This is a genomic window from Duganella sp. sic0402 (assembly GCF_019219065.1).
Taxonomy (GTDB): domain Bacteria; phylum Pseudomonadota; class Gammaproteobacteria; order Burkholderiales; family Burkholderiaceae_D; genus Rugamonas.
The window spans coordinates 20182-33211 of record NZ_JAHUWK010000007.1; the positions used below are offsets into that span (position 1 = coordinate 20182).

The following is a 13030-nucleotide window of genomic DNA, read 5'->3' on the forward strand; positions in this document are numbered from 1 at the left end:
GAACAGGGTTGGGGTTTCGTTGCGCCATGCGTCTACATGAGAAGGATTCGTATTCAACTTCTGTGGAGATCGCATGACCCGTTTTCGTTTTCAACCGGCCCCGCTGGCCTTGGCCGTCGCGCTTGCCTTTGCCGCCGCTGGCGCCCATGCTCAATCGGGCGCCACGCCTTCGGCAGCTGTCGCGGTCGACATCCGCATCAACGCCCAGCCGCTCGCACCCGCGCTGGATGCGCTGGCGCGTCAGACCCGGCTTGAGCTGATCGTCCAGCCTGCGCTGGTGGCCGGCAAATCCGCACCGGCGGTGCAGGGCCGCATGACTGCGCGCGACGCCTTGCAGATGCTGCTGCAAGGCAGTGGCCTGGTGGCCGATATCGATGGCACGGTGGTCACGGTACGCGCCAGCCGCCGCGAAGATGCGGCGATGCAGACGCTGGCCCCGGTATCGGTGAGCGCCCAGGCGCTGCTCAGTCCCACCACCGAAGGCACAGGCTCGTATACCACTGGTGCGGTCAGCATCGGCAAAGGCGAGCAGGCGCTGAAGGACATTCCGCAGTCGATCAGCGTGGTCACGCGCCAGCTGCTCGACGAGCAAAACCTGACCACCTTGTATGACACGCTGGCCAGCACCACCGGCGTCACCATCCAGCAAAGCCCGCAGGGCGGCAAGTATATCTACTCGCGTGGTTTCGATCTGACCACGGTCCAATACGACGGTGTGCCGCTGAACCGCGGCATGTATGGCCGCGCCAGTAATCTGAGCGCCGGCACGGTGATCTATGACCGCGTGGAGGTGTTGCGCGGCGCCGCTGGCCTGCTGCAAGGCGCTGGCAATCCGGGCGGTGCGGTGAATCTGGTGCGCAAGCGTCCGCTGCTCAGCGACGCGACCAGCGTGGTCGCCAAGGCTGGCTCGTGGGACAGCTACGGCGTGCAGCTTGACGCCAGCCGGGTATTGAATGAGCAGGGCACGCTGCGCGCCCGCGTGGTGGCTGATTATGAGGACAAGCATGCGTTCATTGACTATGTCGATCGCCGCAGCCCAACGCTGTTTGCCACAGTTGAATATGATGTGACGCCACAGACCCAGCTTAATCTGGCATTGAGTTCGGAAGAAGTGAGGGGCACACCGTTCCTGAATGGCCTGCCGCGCTATAGCACCGGCAAGGATCTGGGCTTGCCACGCTCCACCTTTCTCGGCGCGGCCTGGAATCGCCAGGACAATAGCAATCGCGGCATATTCGCCGACCTGACGCATTACTTCAATGATGACTGGACGCTCAAGGTCAGCACCGCCTTTGTGAAGGAAAACAATGACATGATGTACGCCGGCTCCGGCGTCGCCATCAATCCTGCGACCAATCGCGGCGCGCTGCGCGCCTCGAACACGCTTGCCGAGAACAAGCTGTCCGGTATGGACGCCAATGTAACCGGCAAATTCGATGCGCTGGGGCGCCGTCATGAGGTGGTTGCTGGCGTGACCTACTCCTATGCCGAGGCGCGCACCACCTATGGCGTCAGCAGTAACTACTATACCTACGACATCAACAGCTTCAATGCGGATTTTCCTGAACCCACGGCCGACTTTATCTACGCCAACCTGAAGGAAGCACGGGTCGGCAAGTCGCGTGAACTTGGCGCGTATAGCGCGCTGCGGCTGCAACTGAGCGATCCGCTGAAGCTGATCATCGGCGGCCGTCTGGGCTGGTCGCGCACCATCTGGGATACGGTGACCACCGGCCGCAGTCCATCGGTCTCGACCACCAACCAGGGTGAGCACGCCAGGCTCGCGCCTTACGCCGGCCTGGTATATGCGATCAATCCCGGCTGGAACGCCTATGCCAGCTATGCGGACATCTTCTCGCCGCAGTATGAGCAAAAGGAATCGGGCGCGTCGCTGAAGCCGCTGGTCGGCGCCAACTACGAGGTGGGTGTGAAAGGCGCGCTGCTGGATGGCCGTCTGAACACCTCGCTGGCGCTGTTCCGCGTGGTGCAGGAAAACCGCGCGCAGGAAGACTACAGCACCAGCCCGACCTGCCGCAGTGATTACTACTGCTACACCGACAGCGGCAAGGTGCGCAGCCAGGGGCTGGACGCCGAGATCAGCGGCGAACTGGCCAAACGCTGGAATATCTTCGCCGGCTACACTTTCAACCGCACCAAATATCTGGAAGACGTCAACAGCGGCGGTTTGTCGTTCAACAGCTTCACGCCCAAGCACATGCTGCGTTTGTGGACCACCTACCAGCCGCAAGGCGCGTTGCATGACTTTACCTTCGGTGGCGGCGTCAACAGCCAGAGCGCCAGCTATCGCATGATCGGCACACTGACGGCGGATGTCAGCGGACGCGCGGTGTGGAATTCGATGATCAAGTATCAGATCAACCCGCGCTGGTCGGCTTCGCTGAACTTCAACAATATGTTCGACAAGCGCTATTACAGCACGCTATCGAGCTTTGTGAACGCCAATTACTACGGTGATCCGCGCAATGTCACGTTGACCCTGCGCGGCGGCTTCTAAACAATGAAGGACGGTTTTCGTCAGCAGATGTCATGGCTGCACACCTGGTGTGGCCTGACCTCCGGATGGCTGCTGTGCGCGATCTTCCTGACCGGGACGCTGGCGGTGTTTCGCCAGCCGATCACGCAATGGATGGAGGCACGTCCGATCACGGCCGCAGGCGCGGCTGCATCGCCGGGCCAGCAAGCCAGGGCGCTGGACGCCGCCGCTGCCCACCTCGCAGCCAACGCCGGCAAGGCGCGCTTCTGGCGGGTGGAGCTGCCCGCAGAGCAGCGTGGGCCATTGCTGCTGGCGTGGCAGGGCGGCGGACAGGCCGCCCTGGACCCTGCCAGTGGTGAGGTGCTGGCGGCGCCGTCTGGCCGTAAGACCGAAGGCGGCCGCCACTTCATGTCCTTCCACTACATGCTGCAAGCCGACACGCCGGGCTATTGGCTGGTTGGCTGGGTGTCGATGTGCATGCTGGTGGCGCTGGTGTCGGGCGTGGTGGTGCATCGCCGCATCTTCCAGGATTTTTTCACCTTCAGGCCGGGCAAGGGACAGCGTTCCTGGCTTGATGCGCATAACGTGACAGCAGTGCTGGCGCTGCCGTTTCTGTTCATGATCGTCTACACCGGCCTGACGTTTTTCTACACCGCCTATATGCCATGGCCATTGCAGGCTGCGTATGGTGCGGACGCCTATCCACGCTATCAATCGGAGCTGGAAAGCAAGGCTGCGCCGGCGCGCAGACCGCGCGGTACGGCGCCCGCTGTCATGCATCCGCTGGCGCCGCTGGTCGCACAGGCTGCGCAATTGATGCAGCAGCCGGCGCGGCGCGTTGTCGTCGAACAGCCTGGACGCGCCGGCATGGTGGTGCGCGTGTTTGGCGCCGCCGGCGAGCATGGCGGCAGCGAAACCATTATCAACCCTGTTAGCCTGGTGGCTTTCGACGGTGTCAGCGGCGCCGTGCTGGAGGTGCACAAACCCCGAGCCGACGCGGCCAGCACCAGCGCCGATGTGCATGAGGTGATGAAGGCACTGCACCTGGTGCGCTTTGGTGGCTGGAGCATGAAGTGCTTGTATTTCATGAGTGGGCTGATGGGCACCGCCATGATGGCCACCGGCACCATCCTGTTCAGCATCAAGCGCCGCAAGAAAAGCGCCGAGGAATTCGGCCGCGCCACCGCTGGCATTTATCGCGTGGTGGAAGCGCTGAATATTGCGTCGATGGCGGGTATCGCGCTGGCTTGTATCGTCTATTTTTATGCGAATCGCCTGCTGCCGGTGGAATGGGCGGAACGTAGCGTGCTGGAGATCCGCGTATTTCTGTGGTGTTGGCTGGCGACATTGCTGTACGCGCTGTTGCGTCGGCCGATGCAGGCGTGGATTGAGCAGCTGGCACTGGGCGCGCTGTTGTGTTTCGGCCTGCCGCTGTTGAATTACCTCACGACTGGCCAGCAGTTGTTTGCCTATGCGCTGGCGGGCGACTGGCAACGTGCCGGCGTGGAACTGGCGGCACTGGGATTTGGCGTGGCGCTGGCCTCGGCGGCCTGGCGGGTGCACGGTGTAAATCGGGCCGTAGTGACCAATAGGAGATTGCCGTTATGAACTCCAAGTTGCATGGACTCTCTGCGCGATACCGCTGGCAGGTGGCCGGCCGGGTAATGCTGGCCAGTGTGGGCGGCTATGGTTTGAGCTCGCTGCTGGCATCCGTTGCAGCGCTGGCCTTGCCGTGGCTGCCCGGTGTTTCCCGCGCCGAAGGCGTCATGATCGCCAGCCTGCTGAGCTTTGTTTTTTACACGCTATTCGTGTTGTGGGTCTTCTCCACCCGCAGCGTCGTACGCGTGTGGCTGGCGCCGGCATGCCTGGGGGTGTTGCTTTACTGTGGATGGCGACTGTTATCGGCGTGAGTTGGTTTTTTTGCTTTTCGACACTAGAACTTGTACAGTGTTGCGATTGTCGTGAACATCTTAGCAAGCCTCCTCTTATGCAGACACCGGTCACCAATCCGCTTATTCGCGTGGTCCTCGTGGAGGACGACGTCGATTTCCAGCAAATGCTGCGGCAGATGATCGATGATGCGCCGGACATGGAGCTGCTGACCGTGGCCAGCACGCGCGAGCAGGGCATGCGCGCGCTGGAAATGCTGACCATGGATGTGCTGCTGGTCGACCTGGGCCTGCCGGATGGTTCCGGCATTGAGCTGATACGCGCCGCCCATCTGCGCCAGCCGCAATGCGGGGTCATGGTCTGCACCGTGTTTGGCGACGAGATCCATGTGATGCAGTCGCTGGAGGCTGGCGCCACCGGCTATCTGCTGAAGGACAGCCCGGCGCACAGCATGGTCGGCGAAATCCGCAGCCTGCACCGCGGCGGCAGCCCGATCAGTCCCTTGATCGCGCGCCAGGTGCTGACGCGCTTCCGCGAGAAGAAATTGCCGCAGCCGGCCTCCGCACCACCGAAAACCGACGCCACCCGTCCGCTGCTGTCGGCGCGCGAGCTGGAAGTGCTGGAACTGATCACCAAGGGCTTCACGGCCGATGAAATCGCCGAACTGCTATCGGTATCGCGGCACACGGTGCACACTTTTGTGCGCCGCATTTACAGCAAGCTGCACGTCAATTCCAAGGCTGAAGCGATCTTTGAGGCCAGGAATCAGGGCTTGATCGGAAACTGAGGCATGCCGCCCATCTTCCGCGTGTTGTTTGCCTGCCTGCTGCTGTGGTGCGCGCCGGCGCGCGCCGATGAACCGTTGCATATCACCCAGGCCGAGGTGCTGGAAATCGCCGGCCATGGCTATTCCAAGCCGCCTGGCCAGATCGACGCGGCGCAGTTGCCGGGAGCATGGCGGCCGCTGACCTTGCCGCATGCATTGCCGCGCAAGCTGACACCGTTGACGCAACACTATCCCGAGGGGCCGCCGACCGTGGTCAGCTGGTATCGCGTGCAGCTGCCCGCGCTGCCGGCGTCGGACGCGCCACGCTCGCTGTACATCCCGCGCTGGAAAACCGATGGCCAGATCGCCATTTATGGCGACCAGCGGCTGCTGTATCAATCGCATCAGAGCACTTACTGGAACGGCTGGAATATCCCGTTGTGGATTGCGCTGGAAGGCACGGCGGGAGAACAGCTGCCGCGCACCATCCTGCTGCGGATCGAAAGCCCGGCCGATTCCGGCGGCGGTATTTCGTCCATGTGGATAGGCACCGACGATAATCTGAACTGGCGCTACCGGACGCGCTACCTGGTACAGGTACAACTGCCTTATGCCAGCAGCGCCGCGTTCCTGGCGGTCGGCCTGTTCTCCTTCTTTGTCTGGCTGCGGCTGCGCAACGAGTCGGTCTACCTGCTGTTCTTCGCGATTTCGCTGGCGGCTTTTTTGCGCACCTTGCACTACCACGTGGGCGAGAGCAGGCTGCCGATCAGCGATGGCTGGTTCAGCTGGATCACCATCAATGCGGCGTTCTGGATGGTGGCGATCACCCATTTCTTCCTGAATTATCTGCATCAGCGTCCGCTGCGCTGGCTGCACACCACGGTGCTGGCGGTGACCATCGCGATCGGCATCCTGACGCTGCCCTGGCTGTCCTTCCTGCTCGATGCCTACACGCTGGCGCCGCTGGCCTACATCGCCTTGACGCTGATCGGCCTGACCGTGGTCGTTGTGGGCTGCTACCAATGCTGGCGCGCCAAATCGCGCGATGGCCTGCTGCTGAGTATCTGGGGCATCATCGGCATGCTGCTGGCGATCTATGACTGGCTGATGCAGAATAATTACGTCAGCGTCGAAAGCATTTACGTTGGCCCGTTCAATAACATCGGCGCCTTCCTGATGTTCATGTACATCATTTACCGGCGCTTTCTGGAGGCGAATAACCACGTCCGCCTGGTCAACGCCAGTCTGCAGCGCCGTCTGCGCGAGCGCGAAGAGGAGCTGGAAGAGACACACCGCCGCCTGCGCGAGATCGCGCTGATCCAGACCCTGCATGACGAGCGCATGCGCCTGACGCAGGATATGCACGACGGCATGGGCTCGTCGCTGGTGACCGCCTTGCTGGCGGTGGAGCGCGGCAATATCGATGCGGTGATGGTGGCCGATGTGCTCAAGCACTGTATCGACGACCTGAAGCTGACCATCGATTCGATGGAGCCGATCGAGGCCGACCTGCTGCTGTTGCTGGCCAATCTGCGCTACCGCCTGGGGCCACGGCTGGAGGCGGCCGGCATCAAGCTGCGCTGGGAAGTCGAGAATGTACCCATGATGGAATGGATCGATCCGCGCAACGGCCTGCACATCCTGCGCATTTTGCAGGAAGCGTTTTCGAATATCGCCAAGCACGCCGGGGCAAGCGAAATCCGCGTAGCCACCAGCGTCGAGGCGGAGACTGTGCTGGTGATCATCAGCGACAATGGCCAGGGTTTCTCGGTGGAGGGCGGCATGGCCAAGCAGGGCAAGGGGCTGCGCAACCAGATGCGCCGGGCCGCCTCCATCGGCGCCGAGATCGAACTGGAGTCGGGCCGCGACGGCACCCGGCTGGTGCTGCGCCTGCCGGTGACCAGGGAAGTGTGATAGAATCCTAACCCTTTGATTTATAAGGCACTACGCGGCTCGCCGCCCGGATCTTCCCATGGAAATAAAGGTTAACTTTCTCGACAAGCTACGTCTCGAAGCCAAGTTCGACGACTTCACAGTCATTGCCGACCAGCCCATCCGCTACAAGGGCGATGGCTCGGCGCCTGGCCCGTTCGACTACTTCCTGGCCTCGTCGGCCCTGTGCGCCGCGTACTTCGTGAAGTTGTACTGCAATACCCGCAACATCCCGACCGAGAATATCCGCCTGTCGCAGAACAATATCGTTGATCCGGAAAACCGCTACAAGCAGATCTTCAAGATCCAGGTCGAGCTGCCGGAAGACATTTCAGAAAAAGACCGCCAGGGCATCCTGCGTTCGATCGAGCGCTGCACGGTCAAAAAAGTGGTGCAGGAAGGACCCGACTTCATCATTGAGGAAGTCGCCAACCTGGACGCCGACGCGCAAGCCCTGCTGACGGTGCAGGCGGAAGAGGGCGCCAGCACCTATATTCCCGGCAAGGACTTGCCGCTGGAGCAGACCATCGCCAATATGTCGGCGGTGCTGGCCAATCTCGGCATCAAGATTGAAATCGCTTCGTGGCGCAATATCGTGCCGAATGTGTGGTCGCTGCACATCCGCGACGCGCACTCGCCGATGTGCTTCACCAACGGCAAGGGTTCGACCAAGGAAAGCGCGCTGGCTTCGGCACTGGGCGAATACATTGAACGCATCAGCAATAACCACTTCTACGCGGGCGCGTTCTGGGGCGAGGAGATCGCCAACGCGGAGTTCGTGCATTACCCGAACGAGCGCTGGTTCAAGCCGGGCCGCAAGGACCAGCTGCCGGACGAGATCCTCGACGACACCACGCGCGAAGTCTACGATCCGGATGGCGAGCTGCGCGGCTCGCACCTGATCGACACCAACTCCGGCAATGTCGCGCGCGGCATCTGCTCGCTGCCGTTCACGCGCCAGTCGGATGGCGAGACGGTGTATTTCCCGTCCAACCTGATCGAGAACCTGTACGCCAGCAATGGCATGAGCGCCGGTAATACGCTGGTGGAAGCGCAGGTGCAGTGCCTGTCCGAGATTTTCGAGCGTGCGGTCAAGCGTGAAATTCTGGAAGGCGAAATCGCCTTGCCAGACGTGCCGCAGGAAGTACTGGCCAGGTATCCCGGCATTGTGGCCGGTATCCGGGGACTGGAAGAGCAGGGCTTCCCGGTGCTGGTGAAAGACGCGTCGCTGGGCGGCGTATATCCGGTGATGTGCGTGACGCTGATGAACCCGCGCACCGGCGGCGTGTTCGCCTCCTTCGGCGCACATCCTAGCCTGGAAGTGGCGCTGGAGCGCAGCCTGACGGAGCTGATGCAGGGCCGCAGCTTTGAAGGCTTGAACGACCTGCCACGTCCGACCTTCGCCAGCGAAGCGGTGACCGAGCCATATAACTTTGTCGAGCACTTCATCGATTCCAGCGGGGTGGTGTCGTGGCGCTTCTTCAGCGCCAGCGCCGACTATGACTTCGTCGAGTGGGACTTCTCCGGCAAGGGCGAGAACTCGAACGCCGATGAAGCCGCGACGCTGTTCGGCATACTCGAAGCAATGGGCAAGGAAGTGTACACCGCCGTGTACGACCAGCTGGGCGCGACCGCCTGCCGCATCCTGGTGCCGGGCTATTCGGAAGTCTATCCGGTGGAAGACCTGATCTGGGATAACACCAACAAGTCGCTGCTGTTCCGCGAGGACGTACTGAACCTGCACCGCCTGGATGAAGAACAGCTGGAAGCGCTGCTGGAGCGGCTGGAGAACAATGAGCTGGACGAGTACGGCGACATCGCCACGCTGATCGGTATCGAGTTCGATGAGAACACCGTGTGGGGCCAGCTGACGGTGCTGGAATTGCGGCTGCTGATCAATCTCGCCCTGCAGCAGCTGGAAGAGGCGCACGAGCTGGCGGGCGCCTTCCTGCAATACAACGACAACAGCGTCGAGCGCGGCCTGTTCTACCAGGCGCTGAACGCGGTGCTGGAAGTGGCGCTGGATGATGATATGGAACTGGCCGATTACGAAGCCAACTTCCGCCGCATGTTCGGCAACGAGCGCATGGATGCGGTGCTGGGTTCGGTGGACGGCAGCGTGCGCTTCTACGGCCTGACGCCGACCAGCATGCAGCTGGAAGGACTGGAGCGCCACGCGCGCCTGATCGACAGCTACCGCAAGCTGCACGCGGCGCGCGCCAAGGCCCGCTAAGCAGCTGCGCACGCCTGAATCCAGATGCATGTGCGGCCATGCATCTGGATGCTACAATTTCGGCTCTCTGGATCGCCACGGCATGACCCGCTGGCGTACCCCCTTCCTGGCAACCAGGCGCAGCAGCGCCTGCGCTTGTGTTTTTCACCAGGCCGGCGCAGCAGCGCCGGGCGTACGGGAGACCGATGAATTACGTTCTGTTTAAAAATGACCTCGCCACCTGGGCCATCGCCCTCGCCATCAGCTGTGCCGTAACGCTGCTGCTGTATGCGATCCGCAAACTCGCCGTCTGCCGCCTGGACCGCTACGCGCAAACCACCACCACCTATGTCGATGACGCCGCCGTCAAGGTGCTGAGCGCCACCCATCCGCTCTTCATGCTGGTGATGGGCGCGCTGGCCGGATCGCAATGGCTGGAGATGTCCGAACCTGCCACGCTGCGGCTGACCCGCTTCGCACTGGCCGCAGCGCTGCTGCAAGTGGCGCGCTGGGGCGACGTGGGCGTGCGCGAGTGGCTGGATCATTATCGCCGCCAGCGCATCGCCGAAGATATCGCCAGCACCACGTCCACATCGGTGCTGGGCTTCCTGCTGCGGCTCGCGCTGTGGGTGGTGATACTGCTGATGGTGCTGGATAATTTTGGCGTCAACATCACCACGCTGGTGGCCAGCCTGGGGATAGGCGGTATCGCGGTGGCGCTGGCCTTGCAGAATATCCTGGGCGATTTGCTGTCCTCGCTGTCCATCGTGCTGGACAAGCCGTTTGTGGTGGGCGACTTCATCATCGTTGACGATATCGCCGGCACGGTCGAGCATATCGGCCTGAAGACCACGCGCATCCGCAGCCTGAGCGGCGAGCAGATCGTGTTCTCCAACAGCGATATGCTGAAAAGCCGCATCCGCAACCTGAAGCGGATGGAGACGCGGCGCATTGTGTTCCCGATCAGCGTGACCTACCAGACCAGCAAGGAGAACGTGCGGCAGATTCCGCAGATCCTGCAACAGGCGGTGGAAGCGCAGCCGCTGGCGCAGTTCGACCGCGCCCACTTCAAGGCTTGCGGCCCATCGGCGCTGGAGTTCGAGACGGTCTACATCGTGCAAAGCTCGGAGTATCGGGCCTATATGGATATTCAGCAGAACATCAATATGCTGTTGTTCGAGCGCTTTGCTGAACTCGGCATCAAGTTTGCGCATCCGACGCAGACACTGCAACTGGCGCGTCCGCTGAGGGAGCCAGAACCGGAGCCGGAACCGGCGTGAGGCCGCTATCGGGGAGGCGGCGCCGCGCTCCAGTATAATGCGGGCCGCCCACTGGCGGTTCCGGTTCCATTACGCAACCGTTCGCAACAAGCTATGGACCACGAAGCCGGCTACCGCCCGCTGCCGGCCTCCGACGCCTGAGTGTCCGCCATCACGCACCTATTCAAACCACAAGGAGGCAGTAGTGAGTATTTTCAGAACCAAGGATTTTGATGCGATGCGGGCGGCCAGCGCCGAGCCGGGCGGCTTGCGCAAGGTGCTGGGCCCGGTCGACCTGATTTTGCTGGGCATCGGCGCGATTGTCGGCACCGGCATCTTCGTGCTGACCGGCAGCGGCGCCACCACCGCCGGCCCGGCGCTGGCGCTGTCCTTCGTGGTGGCGGCGTTTGCCTGCGGCTTCGCGGCACTGTGCTATGCGGAGTTTGCCTCCATCCTGCCGGTGGCCGGCGGCATCTACACCTACAGCTACGCGATCCTGGGCGAGATCATCGCCTGGATGATAGGCTGGGATCTGATACTGGAATACGGACTGGTGACGTCGGCCGTGTCGGTCGGCTGGTCGGGCTATTTCCAGTCGCTGCTGAGCGGCTTCGGCCTGCATATTCCGGTGGCGCTGTCCGCCGCGCCGGGCGCGATTCCGGGCGTGACCACCTTCTTCAACCTGCCGGCGTTCTGCATCATGATGGTGTTGACCGTCATGCTGTCGCTGGGTGTGCGCGAGTCGGTCCGCGTCAACAACATCATGGTGGTGGTGAAGATTGGCGTGGTGCTGCTGTTCATCCTGGTTGGCACGCGCCATGTGGCGCCAGCCAACTGGCAGCCCTTCATGCCGTTTGGCGTCACCGGCGTGATGAGCGCGGCGGCACTGGTGTTCTTTGCCTTCATCGGCTTTGACGCGGTGACCACGGCGGCGGAAGAGGTCAAGAATCCGAAGCGCGACCTGCCGATTGGCATCATCGGTTCGCTGGCCATCTGCACCATTCTGTACGTGGTGGTTTCTGCCATCATGACCGGCATTGTGCCGTATACCGAATTCAAGGGCATCGATCACCCGGTGTCGCTGGCGTTGCAATTCGCTGGTGAAAACTGGTTCGCCGGCTTTGTCGACGTGGGCGCGATCCTGGGCATGAGTACCGTGATCCTGGTGATGGCCTTTGGCCAGACTCGCGTGCTGTACGCCATGTCGCGCGATGGCCTGCTGCCGAAAAGCCTGTCGTCGCTGAACAAGGCCGGCACGCCTATCGTTTCGACCTGGATGGTCGGCATTGTGTTTGGTCTGCTGGGCGCCCTGGTGCCGTTGCAAGTGCTGGGCGAGCTGGCGAATATCGGCACGCTGGCCGCGTTCTGCCTGGTGTCGGTGGCGGTGATCGTGCTGCGTAAAAAGCGTCCCGACCTGCCGCGCGCCTTCCGCTGCCCTGGCGTGCCGGTGATACCGGCGCTGGCCATCCTGTTCTGCGGCGCGCTGATGGCCTTCCTCAGCGCGGTGACCTGGATCGCCTTCCTTATCTGGCTGGCGATCGGGCTGGTGGTGTATTTCACCTATGCGCGCCAGCGCTCGGCGCTGAACTAGGCGGCGCTTTGCCGGAGCCACGCCACGAACGCCAGCGCGTGCGGCGGCAGTGGCGGATCCGTTGGAAACACGATGTAGTAAGCATGCCCGGCCGGCAGTGCCGCGCCGGGCAGCCTAACCAGACTGCCTGCGGCCAGGTCATCCCGCGCCAGCACGGCGCGCGCCAGCGCCACTCCCTGGCCGGCGACAGCGGCTTGCACCAGCAGGCCGGAATCGGTGTAGACGAAGGTGTTCTTCGGCTCGCGCACCGCCATCCCCATCTCGGCAAACCAGTTCGCCCAGCGTACATGGGTGTCGCGCAACAGTGGGGCGCGCAGGATCTCTTGCGGCGTCTGCGGCGGCTGTCCATGGTTGAAGTCCGGACTGCAGACCGGCACGAGTTCCTCATCCATCAGCTTTTCCGCCGTGGCGCCGGGCCAGGCACCCTGGCCGTAGCGTATTGCCAGGTCCACGCCGTCGCGCGCAAAGTCGGCCAGTGCATGGGCGGTGTGCAGGTGCAGCTCGATTTCCGGATGGCGCGCGCGGAAGTCCGGCAGGCGCGGCACCAGCCATCTGGCGGCAAACGAAGGCAGGGCGGTAATCTTCAACGGACCGGCGGCGGCAGGACGGATTTCGGCGACCGCGCTTTCCAGCTGCGCCAGCGCCACCCCCAGCTTGGCGGAAAAGGCTGCGCCGGACGGCGTCAGCACGATGCCGCGTCCGTGGCGGGCGATCAGGCGCACACCCAGCTGCGCTTCCAGGTTTTTGATCTGATGGCTGACCGCGCCATGAGTCAGGTACAGCTCATCGGCAGCGCGGCTGATGCTGAGGTGGCGCGCGGCGGCGTCAAAAGCGCGCAAGGCGGGCAGGGGCGGTAGAGGTGGCGGCATCGCTTCAATATATGAAT

9 protein-coding genes are annotated in these 13030 nt (G+C 62.6%); 8 read left to right on the forward strand and 1 reads right to left on the reverse strand.

The genetic code is table 11. The annotated features are described in order from the left end of the window. Positions 1 to 73: 73 nt before the first annotated feature. From KW842_RS17245 to KW842_RS17280, 8 genes are all read left to right on the forward strand, one after another. On the forward strand, positions 74 to 2515 hold the full coding sequence (locus KW842_RS17245) for a TonB-dependent receptor (RefSeq protein ID WP_218305346.1): 2442 nt from the start codon (positions 74 to 76) through the stop codon (positions 2513 to 2515). 3 nt (positions 2516 to 2518) lie between these two features. Further along, complete coding sequence (locus tag KW842_RS17250; protein WP_218305347.1) at positions 2519 to 4102, forward strand: PepSY domain-containing protein; 1584 nt, start codon at positions 2519 to 2521, stop codon at positions 4100 to 4102. Beyond that, the gene (locus tag KW842_RS17255) at positions 4099 to 4404 is read left to right on the forward strand and encodes an iron transporter (protein WP_218305348.1); all 306 of its coding nucleotides are present in this window, start codon (positions 4099 to 4101) and stop codon (positions 4402 to 4404) included. Before KW842_RS17250 ends, KW842_RS17255 begins: the two co-directional genes overlap by 4 nt. Before the next feature lie 77 nt (positions 4405 to 4481). Further along, positions 4482 to 5171 carry a response regulator transcription factor gene (locus KW842_RS17260; protein WP_218305349.1) on the forward strand — a complete coding sequence of 230 codons (690 nt, stop codon included), beginning with the start codon at positions 4482 to 4484 and terminating at the stop codon, positions 5169 to 5171. Positions 5172 to 5174: 3 nt separating this feature from the next. Next, a complete protein-coding gene (locus KW842_RS17265) occupies positions 5175 to 7064 on the forward strand; it encodes an ATP-binding protein (protein ID WP_218305350.1) in 1890 nt (629 codons plus the stop codon). Between the two features lie 58 nt (positions 7065 to 7122). Further along, on the forward strand, positions 7123 to 9315 hold the full coding sequence (locus KW842_RS17270; RefSeq protein WP_218305351.1) for an OsmC domain/YcaO domain-containing protein: 2193 nt from the start codon (positions 7123 to 7125) through the stop codon (positions 9313 to 9315). A 185-nt stretch (positions 9316 to 9500) separates the two neighbouring features. Further along, entirely contained in the window at positions 9501 to 10574 is a 1074-nt protein-coding gene (locus KW842_RS17275) for a mechanosensitive ion channel family protein (protein ID WP_218305352.1), read from the forward strand. A gap of 184 nt (positions 10575 to 10758) precedes the next feature. After that, complete coding sequence (locus tag KW842_RS17280; protein ID WP_373925200.1) at positions 10759 to 12144, forward strand: amino acid permease; 1386 nt, start codon at positions 10759 to 10761, stop codon at positions 12142 to 12144. Here the strand turns inward: KW842_RS17280 and gcvA are convergent. Further along, positions 12141 to 13013, reverse strand: a complete 873-nt coding sequence (gene gcvA, locus KW842_RS17285; protein WP_218305353.1) for a transcriptional regulator GcvA — start codon at positions 13011 to 13013, stop codon at positions 12141 to 12143. The genes KW842_RS17280 and gcvA overlap by 4 nt on opposite strands. Between the last annotated feature and the right edge of the window lie 17 nt (positions 13014 to 13030).

Bases quoted from the DNA above. Each gene is read 5' to 3' on its own strand.
- KW842_RS17270 (WP_218305351.1), top strand. From the start codon at position 7,123: ATGGAAATAAAGGTTAACTTTCTCGACAAGCTACGTCTCGAAGCCAAG.
- KW842_RS17255 (WP_218305348.1), top strand. From the start codon at position 4,099: ATGAACTCCAAGTTGCATGGACTCTCTGCGCGATACCGCTGGCAGGTG.
- KW842_RS17260 (WP_218305349.1), top strand. From the start codon at position 4,482: ATGCAGACACCGGTCACCAATCCGCTTATTCGCGTGGTCCTCGTGGAG.
- KW842_RS17245 (WP_218305346.1), top strand. From the start codon at position 74: ATGACCCGTTTTCGTTTTCAACCGGCCCCGCTGGCCTTGGCCGTCGCG.
- KW842_RS17275 (WP_218305352.1), top strand. From the start codon at position 9,501: ATGAATTACGTTCTGTTTAAAAATGACCTCGCCACCTGGGCCATCGCC.
- KW842_RS17265 (WP_218305350.1), top strand. From the start codon at position 5,175: ATGCCGCCCATCTTCCGCGTGTTGTTTGCCTGCCTGCTGCTGTGGTGC.
- gcvA (WP_218305353.1), bottom strand. From the start codon at position 13,013: ATGCCGCCACCTCTACCGCCCCTGCCCGCCTTGCGCGCTTTTGACGCC.
- KW842_RS17250 (WP_218305347.1), top strand. From the start codon at position 2,519: ATGAAGGACGGTTTTCGTCAGCAGATGTCATGGCTGCACACCTGGTGT.